Raw genomic sequence first — 19502 nt, 5'->3', positions numbered from 1 at the left:
AACCAATATCAAAATACAATCCAAAGTATAGATTTTGTCTTTCGGCTAATTCGTACTTGTATCCTACTTCTCCTACCCAAGCGATTCGCGTATCAACATCAATATCTTTCTTTTCTTTGGGTAAATCAAAAGAGCCCAATCCTCCAAATTCAGGATAAGGTAAAACCAATTCATATTGTGGAAAATATCCTTCGGTTTGCAGCTGATTGAAAGTCGTTTCTACCTCGCTCGTCATACTCAATCCTAGTTGAACCCCCGTTCTGAAATACAAATTGTTCTCCATTGTATAACCGACCGTAATGGGAATGTTCAGCTGGTTTAGTGTTATTTTCTCGCTAACTGAACTAGCTTTGTATCGAAAGATAAAGTTATCTCCTTCCCAATCAGTCACAGGTAAGCTGCCTTCTAAGCGACTCATGTCACTCTTGATTGAATTCATGGTATAAATCCCTCCAATGCCGATACTCCATTTGTGGGACAAATGGTAATCGTAGTGAAGCCCTGCTCCATAAGACATTCCTCCATCTGATTTCGCATTATAAGGCAAACTATTTTGAACGCCTAGATATCCACCTTGTACGCTAACGCCGACTTCGTGTTTGTTGTAATAGTAACGATTAAATTGAGCTGTCGCTGTTTGACTAATAAAACACAGACCAAATAGGCTTAATGCATATATAATTTTTCTCATAAAATTGATTTTTTTTAAATCAGGCAGTAGGGCTAACTACTGCCTGATAATTAGTAAGTTTTGTATGTTGTTATTCTTTTACAATGAATTGTACTGATTGGTGTTTTCCTTCTGATTTTAGTACTAAGTAATAAGAACCCGAAGCAATTGTTGCTGGTAAATTCACTTCTTTTTTCTCGTCAGTAAATACGCCTTGGGAAATAACTTGACCGATTACATTGTAAATGGTATAGTTATTCTCATATATTTTGTCCTCTTCTAAGACAACTTGTAATGCTTGTGTTTTTGACACAGGATTTGGATAAACTTTTAGTTTACCATTCTTTTTTAAGATGATTTCAATCGGACAGGTAGTGAGTTTAGTCCCATTAGCCAGGGTTAAAACCGCATGATAGATTGCCGTATCATCTAGTTTCATTCCATATTTATCTCCAGCAGAATAGGATTGTTGTGTACTGATTAACTCGTTGTTTTTATACCATTCGTATTTTACAAATTTATAACCTCCGTTGGTTGTCGCATTATTGTTAACTAATAATACGTTTTCGTATTTCTGATACACAATGTTGGTGGTAGGAAAGCGTTTCTCGATATAAACATAATATTTTGTACTCTTCGTACCATCTTCTGAGAATACTTCAATTTCTTGCTTGTGTATTCCATATGTACTAACATCAACTACAATACGATTGTTAGGTTTTACTGTCATCCCTTCGTTGACAAGAACTTCTAATAGAACACTATTTTTGTTAGGATCACAATCTAACAGAATATAGGTTTCTTTTTGTATTCTACCATAAGAGACTCCATCAACAAGTAGGTCTAAAATATCAGTAACGTTGGTTTTGATGATGAGTGTTCTTGTTACTGGTGTGGCAGGTAAATAGTTCTCATTTCCATCTTGATAAGCGGTAATTTTAGCAGTTCCTACTTGTAATGGCGTCACTAATCCTGCTGCTGTCATCGTTAAGAGATTGGGCATACTAGTATAGGTTACTTCAAAACGCACTGGAAGTCCTGAAGTAGCTGTTGCATGCAATTGTAAAAATGGCGTATCCTCGATATAAATAATGTCTAGTTCTTCAAAATCGATTTCTTGAGGAGCTTTGACAATAGTCAGTTCCGCTTCTAATTCGAGTATTTCGTAATTTGGACCAAAATCTATAACTGCTTTTACGTTGTATATACCCACTTCCGTTTGGTGGTTATTGATATAAGTAATAACAGTATTTGGAGGGATGCTTCCTGTTACCGCTAAGCTTTTTACTGTTCCGTCATAGACAAATGTTTTAGATAAAAATTTGAGGTCATCTTTTCCTTCAAATTCTGCTTTACGAATTTCAAAATCAGCGGAAGTAAAATCTGTAAGGTAATAATTCGGACCAGCTTCTAAGGTACCAATTGTAATGGGATAGAAACCAAGATCTTCGCCTTCTTCTCTACTTAAGCGTCCTCGCGTAGCTTGAAAATTTGTATCATTAAACTGTAAGCCTACTCCTGTAAATTTTAAAATAGGGTCTGCACTGCCAAAGTATTTGTATTGATCAGGATTAGCTATAATGGCAAGAGGGGCTGGTTTAATTTCAAATTGTTCATATACTATATTAATGTAATAGTTTTGTGTATCCATAGAAAAATAGGCAACTCTATAATAATGAAACCCTACATTTTCTCCAGCCATTTTCTCCAATCGTATTTCGCGAATTAAATCAATAGTATCATCCAATTTGAATCTTACAATCGAGTCATAGGTTATAACTGGATCAGGTTGTCCATAGGTTTTCCATTGACCAGGAGTAGGATAAAGATCTAAACGAGCAGGTGCAATGTAGAATACATTGGGAATGTAATGAACTGTATAGTTGTTAGAATGTACAGTTAAATCATTTCGATGAATAGCATAAAAACCTACATTTTCGCCTGGATCACGAACTAACGAACCTGTTATGATAGTTGCTGGTGTATCTCCATTCGTTAGACCTATAAGGGAGTAAAAAATGGCTGTATTTTCGGGATTTCCATATTCTTTCATATTACTGGGAAGAGGAGGGACTTCATATGGGCTATGAACGCGAATAGTCAAATCTGCAGGTGTAATCGTAAAAGTATTATCGATAAAAATGATGTTGTAATTGGAATTGCTTACATTACCTTGTAAAAAACGATAGATGCCTACATCTTCTCCTGGTTCTCTTGTTATGTTTCCTGTTAAAGAACGTATCGTATCTGAAAATTTAAAACCTTCAGCAGTATAACTGTATCGAGGTTCTCTCTCTCCATATACTTTTGTTTTCGAATCTGCTGTAATAGTTAAAGGTGCCGGAGTAATACTAAACTTGATAGGTTCAAGGTACAGGGTGTAATTGGGTGTTGAAGTAAGTGATCCCAATGTAAAGTCATATCGACCTACATTTTCACCAGGTAAACGATAAAGTTGGCCACGAAGAGGAACTATATCTTCTTGATGAATAAATCCACTAACAGTATAAGTTAAAGGCGGATCGACTTCTCCATATTCTTTTGTTAATGCATCAGGTGTAATGGTTAATATTGCTGGACGTACGTTTACTTTTATGGCTAAGCGTTCACTTTCACATCCGCTAGGGCTTCGCTGACTAATCCAATATATAAAAGTGTGTACAGCATCTGTTGGTATGGTTGGTGTAACACTACTTCCTTGTCCGCCTGTAGCTCTTGTATACCACATAAGTACATGACCAGGGGCAACATCTATCGTAAAAGGAGTAGAAGTATCACCATAGGTAAATTCAACGGCATTGTTTTCTACAATAGGCATAGCAACATTTTCCATTCGAACTGTAACAGCTGTTCTCGTCGTACTTTCACAGTTATGAATCGTTTGAGAAGCATAATAGGTTCTATTATTTATTAATCTATTGGTAGAAGCAAGAGGAGTACTGCCTTCGGGGGCATTATACCATTTGATTGTACTTCCAGTAGCTTCTAAATCAGCAATTGTAGGTTGATTAGAAGGACAAAAAAGTTGTTCTGCCTCAGCAGTTGGTGCTGCTGTATTAACAATAGTAGCGGTTATAGGGATACGTGTTGATTCACAACCAGCTACTATATGATAACTTGAGGTATAATAAGTTGTTCCACTAACTATAGGAGTATTGTAAGCTAACGGTGTTGTCGAGGTAGCTGTTGCATACCAACGGGTAATGTATAAATCTTCTACTGCTACTTGTATATGTGCTAATGTAGGGGCATTACATAAATATTGATTGCTATCCGCTCGTGGAGGTTGAGGGGTAAGAATAATGATTTCTATAGGTTTTCGTTCTGCTTTACAGTTTCCGTTAATCAATTCAACATAATACGTACCTGATTGGCTGATTGTTGTTATTTCAGTAACGTCCGTTGCTGAAGCATACCATTTGGGTTGGCCTGTACATGCAGTACGGAGTCTAATTGCGGTCACAGCTGTTGGTGCACAGAAAAAGGGATTTTCAACGGTTATTTCACCCAAATCTGAAAATACAATTTCTGTTTGTATGGGTAAGGCATCCTTGTTTTCGTTAAATACAAAAGAAGATGCTTTGTTTAAGGGAAACGCCAAGAGTGAACAACAGAAGAGCAGTACTCCTGTTAGTAGTAGTTTTGGATTCATGTACATTGATTTTTAGATCTATTTTCTTAGTTAATTCTTTGATTAGAGAATTGGGTTTTAAAATTAAGAAAAATATAACATAATTTAGTTATGAAAATATCTAAAAAAAATCAATAATAAAAATTTTAATAGATGATATTTCTTTATTTAGTTAATTATAGGTGATTTTGTTTGAAAAGAATAACAAATTTATTTGGGGGTAAACTATATCGCTTAGACTAAATAATGTAGATAGGATAGGGGAAAAGGATGTAAATAAAAAAGGGAAAGCACATGTGCTTTCCCTTTTTTATTCGTCTCAGAAATAAGATTATCCTCTTCTTTCTTTGATTTTTGCTTTTTTACCAGTAAGTTCTCTGAAGTAGAAAATACGAGCTCTACGAACTTTACCTCTTTGATTTAATTCGATTTTTTCTAAAGCAGGCATGTTGATTGGGAAGATACGCTCTACACCAACGTTACCAGACATTTTACGGATAGTAAAAGTCTCAGTAGCACCTGAACCTCTTCTTTGGATAACTACTCCTTTAAAGAACTGAGTTCTTTTTTTGTCACCCTCTTTAATTTCGTAGTACACAGTAATTGTGTCTCCAGCTTTAAATGCTGGGAAGTCTTTTTTTGCAACTAATTCGTCTTGAACGAATTTCATTAAATCTGCCATTTCTGAAAAAAATAATTAATTAATTTAAACCAACATGCACGGACCTCGCCAGAGGTTAGTTTAAAGCGAGTGCAAATATATGAAAATCCAATAAAATAATCCTAATTTTTAGGCTAAATAATTGAGATATTGTTCTTTACTTAATCTATAAGGTGAATCACCCATTCTGTTTTAAAAAAGAATAGGAAAACTAACTCAAAACGAGAAGCTTAGCTTTATTTTTGCTTGTCTTCTAAAAGATCAGGTCTTCTGGTTTTAGTATGTTCATAAGCCATGTCTTCCCTCCATTTATCAATAGCAGCAAAATTACCGCTTAGTAATACATCAGGAACCTTCCATCCTTTGTATTCCGAAGGTCTTGTATAAATAGGAGGAGCAAGCAAATTATCTTGGAAGCTATCTGTTAAGGCTGAGGTTTCATCATTTAGTACACCTGGAATTAGACGAATTAAAGCATCACATAAAATAACAGCTCCTAATTCTCCACCAGATAGCACATAATCACCTATTGAAATTTCCTTCGTGATAAAATGATCGCGTACGCGTTGATCTACTCCTTTGTAATGGCCACATAGAATAATGATATTCTTCAGTAGTGACATGCTATTAGCCATAGATTGATTCAATGTTTCTCCATCAGGAGACATGTAAATAATCTCATCGTATTCACGTTCCTCTTTTAATTTGCTAATACAACGATCAATCGGTTCAATACTCATGACCATCCCTGCACCACCACCGAATTGATAGTCATCAACATTTTTGTGCTTGTTGGTGCTATAATCACGTAAATTATGAAAGTGTACTTCAACAAGTCCTTTCGCAATCGCTCGTTTTAAAATAGAAGCTTGAAAAGGGCTTTCAATTAATTCAGGAACAACCGAAATGATATCTATGCGCATGGGTTTTAAATTTGAGCAAAGGTACAATCCTCTTTTGTACAATCCAATGGTTATATGCCCATCAAGTTCAGTTTCCTGCGAATTTTTAATTTAATTCAATGTTGCGTATTATTTATTTGTTGTAGAAATTATCCCTTTATTTGGTTAGAAATATAGGAGATGTTTACCTTTGTAGGTATGAGTTTATCTAAAGCAAATGTATTGTTTATGGCAGCAGTTACGGGGTTAATTGTTGCTAATTTATATTATTGCCAACCCTTAATACCACTAATTGCGGATGAGTTTGGCGTTTCAGAAGCTTCAGCAGGGACATTAACGTATTTAACCCAGGCGGGCTATGCAATAGGGATGTTTCTGATGATTCCGTTAGGAGATCGATTAGAGCGAAAAAAACAAATTACCTACACAACCCTTTGTGCTATTATTGCTTTGGGATTAACAGCAAGTGTCACGAATTTCTTCTGGCTACAGGTAATTAGTTTTTTACTTGGTGCTACTTCCATCGTTCCTCAACTTGTTCTGCCAATGGCCGCTAGTTTAGCTTCAGAAGAACAACGAGGAAAAGTAATTGGTACTGTAGTCAGTGGTTTGTTGATTGGGATTTTATTCTCGCGTACTTTAAGTGGATTTGTAGGAATATGGTTAGGCTGGAGAGGGATGTTCTGGATTGCAACGGCAATTGGAGTCTTACTTGTTATTCTGATTCAATTTCGACTTCCTATTAATAAACCAACATATCAAGGATCTATTTCGAGTTTATATCGTTCGCTTTTTATTTTAATTAAAGAACAACCTGTACTTCGAGAAGCTACTTGGATTACAAGTTTAGCTTTCGCTCAATTTGGTGCTTTTTGGACGACGATGGTATTGTTATTACACAATCAGCCTTTTGGGTATGACAGTGCTTTGATTGGATCTTTTGGATTAATTGGGGCTTGTGGTGCTTTCGCAGCGCCTTTAGTTGGGAAGATTGGTGGAGCAGGAGGCGCTCAAAAATTAATCTTATATGGCATAAGCATGACATTTTTGAGTTTTGTTGTTTTTGCATTATCTGCCACATCTATTGTGGGCATTATTATTGGAATAGTCCTGATAGATTTAGGATTACAAACGATTCACGTCTCTAATCAAACGCGTATTTACTCCTTATTGCCTGAAGCACGTAACCGATTGAATACTGTCTATATGTCATTTAGTTTCCTCGGAACAGCTTTTGGCTCGGCTTTTGGTTTATATTTGTGGAAATATTTTGGATGGGTAGGTGTTTGTTTAGGTGGCATGGCTTTGGCCTTTTTGTCATTTCTGATTTATCTACGCACAAAGAAAAAAAATAGTAAAAATTAATAACATAAGAAGAATGGAAAACGGTATTTACGCAAAATTTAATACGTCAAAAGGCGAGATTTTAGTTAAACTAACTGAAGATAAAACACCTGGAACAGTAGGTAACTTTGTTGCATTAGCAGAAGGAAAATTAGAAAATTCAGCACGTCCACAAGGAAAACCGTACTATGATGGATTAAAGTTTCATAGAGTTATACCAGATTTTATGATTCAAGGAGGATGTCCACAAGGAATTGGATCAGGTGGACCAGGTTATACATTTGATGATGAATTTGATGCTACATTAACGCATGATGGTCCTGGAGTATTGTCTATGGCAAATGCAGGTCCTGGAACAAATGGATCACAATTCTTTATCACACACGTTGCTACACCGTGGTTAGACGGTAAACATACTGTTTTTGGACGTGTAATCAGTGGACAAGATATCGTGGATGCAATTACACAAGATGACATCATCGAATCAATCGAAATTGTACGTGTTGGTGAAGATGCGCAAAAATGGAATGCAGTTGAGGCTTTCCGTACATTTGAAGGAGCAAGAGAAAAAAGAATTGCAGAACAGAAAAAAGCAGGAGAAGAAGCTTTAGAAAAAGTAGCTGCTGGTTTTGAGCGTACTGAAAGTGGATTGCGTTACCAAATGATCGTAAATGGATCAGGGAAACAAGCTGAAAAAGGTAAAACAGTTGCGGTTCACTATAAAGGAGCTTTAGATAATGGAATGGAGTTTGACAATTCATACAAACGCAAAAAACCAATCGAGTTTCCTTTGGGAATGGGACATGTAATTGAAGGATGGGACGAAGGAATTTCCCTATTACGCGTAGGAGATAAAGCTCGTTTCGTTATTCCTCCTTATTTAGGATACGGAGAAAGAGGTGCAGGTGGAGTTATTCCTCCAAATGCAATCCTAGTATTCGATGTTGAATTAATGGATGTAAAGTAATATAACATAAGCTCCCAATCTTTTTTAAGATTGGGAGTTTTTTATCCAATGCTATTTTTTTATGAAAGAGAAAATCAATACGTGTTACGAGAAAATAAAACCCTATGTGCATCATACGCCTATTATGGAGTCTGGTCATATTGAAAACTTTCTAGGTAGTGATTTGTATTTTAAATGTGAAAACTTTCAGCGTGCAGGAGCCTTTAAAATGAGAGGCGCAACTAATGCTATTTTGCATTTAACTACAGAGCAAAAAGAAAAGGGAGTTGTGACACACTCCTCAGGTAACTTTGCGCAGGCACTTGCTTTGGCTGCTCGTACTTTTGGCGTGAAATGTTATATTGTAATGCCATTTAATGCACCTAATGTAAAAAAGGATGCGGTGGTAATGTATGGAGGGGAAATTGTGGAATGTGCTCCTACGATGGAGTCGAGAGAGCGTGTATGTAATCAAGTGATTGATGAAACAGGTGCAACATTCATTCACCCTTCAAATGAAATCAATGTCATTATAGGGAACAGTACAGCGACGAAAGAGTTATTGGAAACTGAACCAGATTTAGACGCCTTGATTGTGCCTGTTGGTGGTGGTGGATTATTAGCTGGAACTATTTTAGCAGCTCAGGCCTTTGGAAAAGAGAGGATTGAAGTATATGCAGGAGAACCTTATGAAGTAGATGATGCCTTTCGTTCCTTAACAAGCGGAAAGATTGAATGTAATCTTTCTGTGGATACTATTGCAGATGGTTTGCGTACGCAGTTGGGAGATGTCAATTTTCCAATTATTAAAGAAGGTGTAAAAGCGATTATTCGCGTTCGAGAAAATGAAATTATTAGTGCCATGCGCCTCATTTGGCAACGCATGAAAATTGTTGTAGAGCCAAGTAGTGCTGTAGCTTTAGCCGTATTGATTAAAGAACGCCCACTATTTGAAGGCAAAAAAGTAGGAATTATTTTATCTGGTGGAAATGTAGATTTAGATAATTTACCCTTTTAAAAGGTTTAGTTTTTTACTAAACCTTTTTTTATGCTTTTAATCGAACAATTGTTGATAGGTCTCACTATACTTTTTTCGTAAACGCTGTTTCGTCTTTTTTACAGCATCAATTGTAATGCCTAAAATATTAGCCGTCTCTTGATTGGTAAGATTCAATCGCTGTAATAAAATAACACGTAAATTAGAATCTGTTAAATCTGGAAAGGAAGCGATGAGGTTTTCATAATATTCTGACTGCTCTGTTTGAAAGGTCTTTTTGAATACCAACCAACTCTCATCTGTCATCAAGTGAGAAGAAATAGTTTGTTCTAGCTTCATGCGTTCCGCTTGGGATTTTACACTTGTAGAATCCTTTATTTTATTTAATTCAACTTCTAAGATATTGATCTGTTTTGTTTTTTCTGCTAAGTATTCTTTATAGGAGTCCAAAGAGTGATTCGTATCTTGCCATCTTTTCTCCGATTCAGCCATCTCTTGTTCAATTTTTTGAATATTAGATTCATACATGGATGCTTGTTTGGATAATTGTTTTCGATATACTTTGTAAAGAAAAACAAGAACACAACCCAATGAAAAAGAAAGTGATAAAAAAAGTAGGCGCTGATAATTAATTTTCTCATAGTGATAGCGCTGTGATTCCAATTGTAAGTTAATCAATTCAATTTCGGCATCCCAATTAATTTGATCGATGGCCTTTTGACCTTCAGTTTCACTAATATATTCATTGAGGGTCGTTAACTTTCTTCTATAGAGCAATTCGCGTTTTTCATCTTTTTCCGCAATAGAAACTTCCAATAGTAATTTCATGATATCATATTCAAACCCCTTGACATAATTTAGGGTTTGTGTATACGAAAAAGCCTCTAGTGCTGTTTTCTTTGTATTTGCTACATCACCTTTATCCCAATATACTTGTGCAAGCGAAAGCAAGGCAAACATAGTATTCTTTTTGTCATCCACTTTCTTAGAAAGTGTAATATCTTCTTCTAAATAAGCAATGGCTTTTTCCCAATTTTGTTTATTGTTTTCGATGCTTGCTAAATCACCTAAAATCTTGGCATAACGCAAAAGATCTCCTTGACTTTCTGCTAAATTTTTGGCTTGTATTAAATAAGGGTAAGCTAATGCTTCTTGTTTGTCCTTAATTGCAAAATTACCAATTGCATTCAATAAGCTAGTGTAATTGATATTGTCTTTGGAAGTGAATTGTAATGCTTTGGTTAAGTAGGTAATTCCCTGTTTATATTTGCCTATAGTGCCATAGAAATAACCGATTTTTCGGTAGATGTCAGTAGGCTGTATGGTAATTTCTTCTGGATGGTGATCTAAAACGTAAGCAACCTCGCTATAGTAATTAGCGGCTTCGATATAATGATTATAGGTATAGTAGTAAAACCCAATTTGGGTATTAAACCAATGGGTTAAATTAGGGAAATTTAAAGCTTTTATTTGTGCTTCCGCTTCTTTCATTAATAAGGTCGTCTGCTCATTAAATGCGCCTAGCTCCTCCGCTTTAATTTGAGCCCTTTTCACCTTCTGAATGATATGTAATAGGTCCTTTTGCAAGGGATGAGGGCTGGAGGATTGAGCCTGAACTAGGTCGTCTAATTTAGTAACATCATCTACTTTATGTAGCTCTGTTAGGAATTGGTTGATATGTAAAGAGGTATTCTCTCTTGTATTGCTACAAGAATAGAAACATAATAAAATAATAAAGTATACTATTTTTTTCATAAATACCTTTTTATATCGAATGAATGAGCAAATATAGTTAAATTTTTGGATGTCCACCCTTTTGTCCACCCTAATGTCCACCCCAAATATATTATTTTTTTAACAGAATGTTATATTTTGCTTAAGTTTTTGTAAAGACACCTTATGGCTTCAAAAACAACAAACAATTAAATCAATTATTAATCATTATTTACTCTATTTAATTTATGAAGCAGAAATTACTTTTAACGTGGCTGTTCTTACTCAGCTTTTCGTTATCGATGTTCTCCCAGATCCAAATTGGTTCGGGAACAGCTACTACGGATCGGTTTCCGATTTATGGACGAGACTCTTTCAGTGTTAGTCAACAGATTGTTCTGAATTCTGAGTATTTAGCTCAGGACGGAATGGCTGGAGATATCACGAAAATAAAATGGTTTGTAGAAACTTTTTCAGGTGGTAGTGATAAATGGGATGATTGGGATGTATATATTACTCACACAACTAAAACCTCTTTTTCAGGAAGTTCTGATTATGTATCTTTAGCAGGAGTGACACCAGTATTTAGCGGTATAATTACTCCAGTTGTTGGACAATGGCTGGAATTGACCTTAACTACTCCTTTTAATTATAATGGAACGGATAATATTTTAGTTACCGTAGTGGAAAAAAAACCAGATTATTCTTCATTTGAAGGAAAACCTTTTTTTAGAAGCTATACAGCGACAAATAGAGGGATGTATAGTTCCAGAGATTCAGGAGGAATTTATAATGTGGTAAATTTAAATAGTGTTTCTGGAACACGAACTAGTTCAGTGGGCCAAATACAATTTTTAGGAGCTTTGAATCCTTGTCAAAAACCAGAAAATCTTTCTGTTTCTGGATTAACTTCAACCACAGCTACGATGAATTGGGTGAATAACTCAGTGAGTATTATGGCACAAGAGTATGAACTGCGTACCAATACGAATGTCGGAACAGCTACAGGAAGAATTAGCACAGGTTCAGTATCAAATGCTGAAGAGCAAGTTGATTTGACTACGTTGACTCCAGATACACAATATTATTTTTATATCAAAACAAATTGTGAGGATGATATTAATTCGTCTTGGGCAATGATTAGCTTCAAAACCCTTTGTGCACCTGTAAATATTCCTTATGCAATGACTCTTTCTTCATCTTCTGTTGTGCCAAGTTGCGTTACAGTACAAGATGTTAATAATGATGGTAAAACGTGGACGGCTTCTAGTAAACCTTCTTCTTCAGGTTTTGTAGATTCAAATGTAATGAAATACAATGTGCATACTACTAATGCTGCTAATGATTGGTTTTATACACAAGGTTTAAATTTAGTAGCAGGGCAAAGTTATCGCGTTTCTTTTAAATATAGAGATGCAGGTCAAATTGAGAAATTGAGAGTAAGCTATGGTTCATCAGCTGTCAATACAGCTATGACCAACGAATTGTTTACAACTGAAACGGGAAATACTAGTGCGACAGTAACTAAATTTATTGATTTCGTGCCTGCAACAAGTGGTGTGTATCACATTGGTTTTCAGTCATATTCTGAAGCAAATAAGTCTTCTTGGTTTATTGGAGATGTTAAAGTAGATGTATCGCCAGCTTGTATTGAACCAACGGATGCTAGATTAACTAGTGTAACGTCCAATACAGCCGTTTTTGGATGGACTGCTTCTACTGGTTTGCCAGCAAATGGGTATGCGTATGAAGTTCGTACAGAAGGTAACCCAGGTGATGCTACTGGACGTGTAGCTTTTGGAACTACAGCAGCAGGCGTAGTTACAGCAACAGTAAATGGATTATTGCCTAATACAGCTTATAAGTTTTATGTGAGAGCTGTATGTTCTGGAACTGATTCAAGTGTATGGACAGAGGTATTGAACTTTAGAACTGCTTGTGTGGCAGAGAATGTTCCTTATGTGATGGATATTAACTATGTAACTACACCAAATATTCCGTTCTGTTTAGCCGTACAAAATGTCAATAATGATGAAAAAACATGGATATCGTATGCTAAACCATCTGGAACTCCATTTAGAGGTACAAAAGTAATGGGATATCCTTATCATAGTAGTAATGCTGCGGATGATTGGTTCTTTACTCATGCAATTAATTTAGTAGCAGGCCAAAGTTATCGATTGAAATTTAAATATTCGCATGGTAATTACGCAGAAAAGTTACGTGTAAGTTATGGTACTTCAGCGGTAAATACAGGAATGACGACTGAGTTATTCGCAGTAACTACTAGTGCAAGTAGTGCTACAGTTGAGAAAGTAATTGATTTTACACCAGCTACAAGTGGCGTATTTTATATTGGTTTTCAGGCGTATTCAGATGCAGATAAACTTACTCTTTATGTAGGCGATGTCGAATTAGATAAAACACCAACGTGTTTTGTGCCTGGTGAGATAACTGTTGATAGAGCCACTTTGACTTATGATAGTGTTATCTTTACTTGGGTTGTACCAGAACAGGCACCTGTGAGTGGGTATGAGTATGAAATTCGCACTTCAGGTAATCCAGGTGAAGCTACAGGACGCGTGGCTACTGGATCAACAGCAGCAGGTGTACTAACAGCAACAGTAAATGGATTAACACCATTGACAGACTATAAAATTTACATTCGATCTAAATGTGTCGGAACGGATAGAAGTGTTTGGACAGAAGGAAAATCATTTAAAACGCTTTGTCAACCACCTGCTTTAGTTTCTTCTACTGGTGGAACAATCTGTGGAGTTGATACAACAACACTTCAAGCGACTTATGAAAGAGGCTTGGTAAGATGGTATGAAACAGCGACAAGCACAACTGCATTAGGTACAGGAAACACATTTGTTACACCAGAAATTTCACAAACGACATCATATTGGGTAAGTTCAACTGCGGATGCAGTAGCTAAAAATGTAGGGAAAGTTGCCCCAACTGATAATTCTACTTATGAAAGTACGGATACAGGTATTGTATTCTCTGTTACAGAGCCAATAAAAATTACAAGTGCAAATATTTATGCTACAAGTAGTGGAACTATAAATGTAAAAATTACTAATAGTGTAGGAACCGAATTATATTCTACAGGGAATATAAATATTCAGGCAAATGGTATAACAACACCGACTCAAGTTCCTATGAATTTTGATGTACAGCCAGGTACAGGTTACCGCATGTTAATTAAAGCTTATTCAGGAGTATCTTTAATTAGAGAATACTCAGCTCCTTTTCCTTATGTAAGTGATGATAATGCAATTACACTTACAGGAGGATATCTTTCGGGTGCAAGTTCCACCTATTATTATTTTTATAATATTGGATATGAAGTAGGATGTACGAGTCCTCGTACTGAAGTAGTAGCTACTGTAACTGAAGCACCAGCTTTTACATTATCAACAGCGGAGTTAGAAATTTGTAGAGAACAAATGAGCAATGTAGTTACTGTTACTGAAGGAACTGCAAATTATGATACGTACGAATGGATGCCTACTACTGGAGTAACAGGAAATGCTACTACGGGATGGACATTCTCACCAACAGAGACTACAGATTATGTGTTAACTGTATCTCAATCGAATGGTGCTTGTAAAGTTAAAAAGACAGTACGAGTTGTTGTAAAACCTACTCCAGAGGTAAATGGTATGGTAACATCAATAGAGTTGTGTCCTGGAACAGTAGGAGAATTGAATGCCGGTACTGGTAGAAGTACTGAATCTATTTTTGGAACAGGAACATCGGCTACAGGTACAACAAGTTATCCAAATCCTCTGTCTGCTTTCTATGGAGGTGTGAAGACACAAATGCTTTATACCAAAGACGAATTGTTAGCAAAAGGATTAACTGCTGGTAGTATGATTCAAACACTTGCCTTTGAATTAAATGCTTTTGTTGCTTCTCAGTGTAAAGATTTTACCATTCGAATGGGACATACGACTAGAACTACTATGGCATCGGCAAGTTTAGGTACTTCGTCAACGTTGACAACCGTTTATAATAGCTTATCTTTTACTCCATCAGCTTCAGGTTTTGTAACATTTACATTGAACACTCCATTCGTGTGGGATGGTACAAGTAATTTAATTATTGAAACCGTACACAATGCTGGAAACGGTGGTAATGGTTCTGGAACAACACATCGTTATTCAACTACTACATTCGATAGTGTTGTTTACGGAGCATCTGATAGTGTTACTGGAGGAATAGGTGGAATGGATGCTAGAACCTCATTTACTTCTAGTGGCGTTTCGAGAAATAGACCTAATATTAAATTAGGATTTACGGCTACACATCAATATACATGGGCTCCATTAACGGGCTTATACACAAACCCAGAGGGAACTGAAGCATATACTGGAGATTCACGTCGAATAGTATATGTAAGAGCTATAGAACCAGCTACTTATACTTTAACAGCTAAAGATGGAGATTCAGGGTGTGAGATTACAAGAGAAGTTGCAGTAGAAATGGTAGATCTTGGAAGTTTTGTAATTGATGAATCTACTTTTTGTGAAACAGTAAATGTTACTGATATTCCAATGACTATTACTGGTGAAACAACTGCAAAATGGTTTGCTTCAATGACAGCTACAACAGCGTTAACAACAATTACGCAAACAGGTACGTATTATGTGGAGTTGACTAATGGGACTTGTAGTTCACCACGTCAACCTGTACAAATAGAAATTCTTCAACCTGTTCTTCCAATTGCGGATGCGGATCAATCATTATGTGAAGATGCTACATTGGCAGATTTAGAGGTTACACTGGCTAATCGATTTGAAAGTAAATGGTATGCATCTGAAACAGCAACGGAAGCTTTACCTGATACAACCGTATTGAGTAACGGAACGACTTATTATGTATCAAGTCATTTCCCTCAAGTAGGATGTGAGTCTGAAAGAATAGCAATAACGGTTCATTTATCACGTACTCCAGCTCCAGAAGCACAAGCAATTCAAAGATTCTGTTTAATTAATAATCCAACGGTTGCTAATTTGACAGCAGATGGAACAGCTATTAAATGGTATGACGCTCCTGTAGGAGGAACCTTGATTACATCTACAACACCTTTACAAGACGAAGCAATATACTATGCTTCACAAAAATTAAACAATTGTGAAAGTGAAGTTAGAACAGCTGTGCAGGTGTTTGTTGAAGCTATATTAGAAGCTCCAACAGTTGCAACAGCAGATATATATTATGCATATGGTGATACACCAGTTGTACTTGAAGCTAACCTTACCAGCGGAGACGAATTAGTGTGGTATGTAGGTGATGCAACAACGGGAAGTACAACTGCACCAACGCCTTCGGCAAATGCAGTTGGAATCACAACGTATTGGGTAAGTCAACGCATCATCAATGGATGTGAAAGTGCACGTACAGAAGTTAAAGTTCATGTAACACCAGCTGTATTAACTGTTGTTGCGAATGATCTTGCTAAAGTATATGGTGCTGCAGATCCGACGTTAACCTATACAGTTGAAGGATTTAAATTGACAGATAATGCAAGTGTAGTAACAGGAAGATTAGCTAGAGTAGCTGGAGAAAATGTAGGAGATTATGCAATTGGTATAGGTAGCTTAAGTGCAGCTAATTATACATTTGATTTTACAGCAGCGACTTTCAAAATTACACCAGCAGTATTAAGAGTACAAGCGACTCAAATGACTAAAGTATATGGACAAGTAGAACCTACTTTAGGATTTACGGGACAAGGATATCAATTTAATGATGATAACACAGCATTAACAGGTGCTCTAGTAAGAGAGCCAGGAGAAAATATCGGTACGTATGCGATTACACAAGGTACGTTAACATCGACAAACTATACGATTACGTTTACAGGAGCAAACTTTATAATTACTCCTGCAGAATTGACCATTAAAATGGTTAATCAAACGAAAGTATATGGGGATAATGATCCAGCTGTAAACTACCAAGTAGTAGGATTAACGAATGGCGATACAAATGCGGTTATTACAGGAGCATTAACACGTCAACAAGGTGAAAATGTGGGAGTATATGCTTACCAAAATGGAACTATAGCGACTACAACAAATTATCGCTTACAGTTTGAGTTAGGTAACTTAACCATTACTCCAGCTACTTTGATGATTACTCCTATAGGAGGACAGAATAAAGTATATGGACAAGATGACCCAGTATTAACCTATACAGCAACTGGATTTAAATTCACGGATACAACAGCTGTAATTAGCGGTTTATTAGGAAGAGTAGAAGGTGAAAACGTACGTGTTTACCGTTATGCAGTAGGTAGTTTAGCTTCGCTTCATAACAACTATACATTTGTAGTTGATACAGCAAGTACGTTTGAAATAAAACAAGCTCCTCTTGTTGTTGTTGTTGATGCAAATCAGCGAAAAATATTTGGAAGCGCTGACCCAATTTTAACGTATACCCTTCAAGGATTGCAGTTTAATGACAGAAATGTAAATGCAATTTCAGGTAACTTAGGAAGAGTAGCAGGAGAGGCAGTAGGCGTTTATGCAATCAATCAAGGAACACTTGCAGCGAGAGCAAATTACTTTATTGACACATTTGTACCTTCAACGTTTGAAATTGTTAGAGATGAAGTAGGTAATGTTACACTACCATCAAAAACATTTACGTATGATGGTACGGTGAAAAGTCTAGCGGTAACAGGAGATTTATCACCAAATGCTGTGGTAACTTATGTTAATAATAATCAAACAGAAGTTGGTCGTTATGCAGTAAAAGCAATTATTGATTACGGTCCGAATTTTGAAACAAAAGAATTGAACGCTGAATTGAGAATTGTCAAAGCAGAACAAGTGATTACGTTTGATGAATTGAGTGTTGTAATATTAGATGATACTCCTTCATTCCAATTAGAGGCTAGAGCAAGTTCTAGATTGCCAATTCGTTACGAAGTGACTTTTGATGATCAACCAATCTTAACCATGACACCAGCTGGATTAGTTACACCATTACAAGTAGGTACAGCAACTATTACGGCGTATCAAGATGGTAATGAAAATTATTTACCAGCTAAACCAGTGTCAAGAACACTAATCATTAAGAGTAATGGAACGGAAATATCCGAACTACTAGTAGATGGTGTTTCTTATGGTAAAATACAAGATGAAACTTATGTGGTATTAGATTGTGCTACAAACCAAAATACAGTAACCTTAGATGTTATTGTACCAAAAGGCACAACAGTAAAACCAAGTACTCAGATTGTAGTAGACGTGAAAACATATGGAGTACACAGACAAGAAATCGAAGTATTCTCAGAAGATGGTACGAAGAGTAAAAAGTACTATGTAATCATAGAGAAACGTTTAGCAACTACAAATGTTATTTATCAGAAATACGAAAACGTATTATTAGTAAATAACAATCAAGAAACAAACGGAGGCTATAATTTTGTGAAATTCGAGTGGTTTAAAAATGACGAATTGATTGGTACACAACAAGCGTATTCTGCAGGAGGTGAATATGGAATGAAGTTAGATCCAACTGCTACATACCACGCTGTTCTTACTTTGAAAAATGGAACTAAGTTTACAACTTGTCCAATTGAATTAGGATTTGAACAGGCAGATGAATTACAAGTTTACCCGAATCCAGTTCGTAAAACAGAGTCGTTGAATGTTGTATTAGATTCTAAAACAGACTATGAAAACTCATACATTATTTATAACGTATTAGGACAAGTAGTAAGTAAAGGATCATTCAACGGCAATAGAAAAGAGTTGAATTTACCAACTACAATTACTACAGGATCTTATTTCTTAGTATTGAAATCAGAAGGGAAACACCAATCTGTTCAGTTTATTGTAAGAGAATAGTAGGAAAGAGTAGGTTTATTAATTTTAAATAGTTGTCAGGCGGTAGCACCGCTCCCGCCTGATTTTTAAAACGAATTTTATGAAAAAAGTTATATATGCATTAAGCCTATTTGGTCTGTGTTTGATTAGTCAAACAGCGACAGCTCAATTTAGCCGTTACTATTACAACAAACACGAAGTCGGCGTTAGCGTGCAGGGTGGTTATTTAGGCGTTCAAAATAGTTTGCCTTATAATGCGAAATCAGATGGAGGAATGTCTTATGGAGCTGGGCTTCACTATGATTATCATTTGTCTCGCAAATGGAGTGTAGGTATTGGAGGAATTTATACCATGAATTCAATCAAGAGCGACATGAGCCGCTTAGAAGGAAGTTTACCTGTAACTGATTGGGAAGGAGATAACTTTATCTTTCGATACAAAGCAAGTTCAGTTAGCGAGAAAATAACACTAAATCAACTGAACATTCCCATTACAGTAGGTTATACAATGGAGAACAATTTGTATTTCAGAACAGGGGTTCAAATAGGTTTGAGTATGACAAGCGAAGTAGAAACGACTTTCAATCAGCTACAAACCGAAGGATATTTTCCACAATATGAATTGGTTTTACCTTATCCTGAATTTGGAGGATTGGGCTCTTTTGATTCACCCAAAGAAAAGAAAGATATTGATGTTGATACGCGAATCGCTTGGGTAGGAGAAGTAGGATACAAATATGAATTAGCCGAAAGACAAAATTTATACTTTGGATTGTATTTTGATATTGGAC

General features: G+C 36.1%; 10 protein-coding genes. 5 read left to right on the top strand and 5 right to left on the bottom strand.

The window, feature by feature from the left end:
- The 4 genes from ACUTSE_RS17540 to trmD all read right to left on the bottom strand — a co-directional run.
- On the bottom strand, positions 1-691 hold a 691-nt coding region (locus ACUTSE_RS17540), incomplete at its 3' end, for an outer membrane beta-barrel protein (protein ID WP_445641185.1).
- 70 nt (positions 692-761) lie between these two features.
- Positions 762-4322, bottom strand: a complete 3561-nt coding sequence (locus ACUTSE_RS17535) for an MBG domain-containing protein (RefSeq protein ID WP_445641184.1) — start codon at positions 4320-4322, stop codon at positions 762-764.
- A 310-nt stretch (positions 4323-4632) separates the two neighbouring features.
- On the bottom strand, positions 4633-4983 hold the full coding sequence (gene rplS, locus ACUTSE_RS17530) for a 50S ribosomal protein L19 (RefSeq protein ID WP_002987216.1): 351 nt from the start codon (positions 4981-4983) through the stop codon (positions 4633-4635).
- 215 nt (positions 4984-5198) lie between these two features.
- The gene (gene trmD / locus ACUTSE_RS17525) at positions 5199-5885 is read right to left on the bottom strand and encodes a tRNA (guanosine(37)-N1)-methyltransferase TrmD (protein WP_002987214.1); all 687 of its coding nucleotides are present in this window, start codon (positions 5883-5885) and stop codon (positions 5199-5201) included.
- Positions 5886-6062: 177 nt separating this feature from the next.
- Here trmD and ACUTSE_RS17520 point away from each other — a divergent pair, with 177 nt between their 5' ends.
- The 3 genes from ACUTSE_RS17520 (at position 6063) to ACUTSE_RS17510 (ending at position 9172) form a co-directional block, all read left to right on the top strand.
- On the top strand, positions 6063-7229 hold the full coding sequence (locus tag ACUTSE_RS17520; protein ID WP_445641186.1) for an MFS transporter: 1167 nt from the start codon (positions 6063-6065) through the stop codon (positions 7227-7229).
- A 13-nt stretch (positions 7230-7242) separates the two neighbouring features.
- Complete coding sequence (locus tag ACUTSE_RS17515) at positions 7243-8175, top strand: peptidylprolyl isomerase (protein WP_445641183.1); 933 nt, start codon at positions 7243-7245, stop codon at positions 8173-8175.
- Between the two features lie 61 nt (positions 8176-8236).
- Positions 8237-9172, top strand: a complete 936-nt coding sequence (locus tag ACUTSE_RS17510; protein WP_445641182.1) for a pyridoxal-phosphate dependent enzyme — start codon at positions 8237-8239, stop codon at positions 9170-9172.
- Positions 9173-9208: 36 nt separating this feature from the next.
- Here ACUTSE_RS17510 and ACUTSE_RS17505 read toward each other — a convergent pair whose 3' ends face one another.
- Positions 9209-10906, bottom strand: a complete 1698-nt coding sequence (locus tag ACUTSE_RS17505; RefSeq protein WP_445641181.1) for a hypothetical protein — start codon at positions 10904-10906, stop codon at positions 9209-9211.
- A 206-nt stretch (positions 10907-11112) separates the two neighbouring features.
- Between ACUTSE_RS17505 and ACUTSE_RS17500 the strand changes: the two genes are divergently transcribed.
- Both ACUTSE_RS17500 and ACUTSE_RS17495 read left to right on the top strand, forming a co-directional pair.
- A complete protein-coding gene (locus tag ACUTSE_RS17500; protein ID WP_445641180.1) occupies positions 11113-18732 on the top strand; it encodes an MBG domain-containing protein in 7620 nt (2539 codons plus the stop codon).
- A 79-nt stretch (positions 18733-18811) separates the two neighbouring features.
- The coding region (locus tag ACUTSE_RS17495) for an outer membrane beta-barrel protein (RefSeq protein WP_445641179.1) at positions 18812-19502 on the top strand (691 nt) is incomplete at its 3' end.

It is taken from the genome of Myroides sp. TSA_177.3, assembly GCF_052691955.1.
This window is presented reverse-complemented; position numbering and strand designations above follow the sequence as displayed.

Bases quoted from the DNA above. Each gene is read 5' to 3' on its own strand.
- ACUTSE_RS17535 (WP_445641184.1), bottom strand. From the start codon at position 4,322: ATGAATCCAAAACTACTACTAACAGGAGTACTGCTCTTCTGTTGTTCA.
- rplS (WP_002987216.1), bottom strand. From the start codon at position 4,983: ATGGCAGATTTAATGAAATTCGTTCAAGACGAATTAGTTGCAAAAAAA.
- trmD (WP_002987214.1), bottom strand. From the start codon at position 5,885: ATGCGCATAGATATCATTTCGGTTGTTCCTGAATTAATTGAAAGCCCT.
- ACUTSE_RS17520 (WP_445641186.1), top strand. From the start codon at position 6,063: ATGAGTTTATCTAAAGCAAATGTATTGTTTATGGCAGCAGTTACGGGG.
- ACUTSE_RS17515 (WP_445641183.1), top strand. From the start codon at position 7,243: ATGGAAAACGGTATTTACGCAAAATTTAATACGTCAAAAGGCGAGATT.
- ACUTSE_RS17510 (WP_445641182.1), top strand. From the start codon at position 8,237: ATGAAAGAGAAAATCAATACGTGTTACGAGAAAATAAAACCCTATGTG.
- ACUTSE_RS17505 (WP_445641181.1), bottom strand. From the start codon at position 10,906: ATGAAAAAAATAGTATACTTTATTATTTTATTATGTTTCTATTCTTGT.
- ACUTSE_RS17500 (WP_445641180.1), top strand. From the start codon at position 11,113: ATGAAGCAGAAATTACTTTTAACGTGGCTGTTCTTACTCAGCTTTTCG.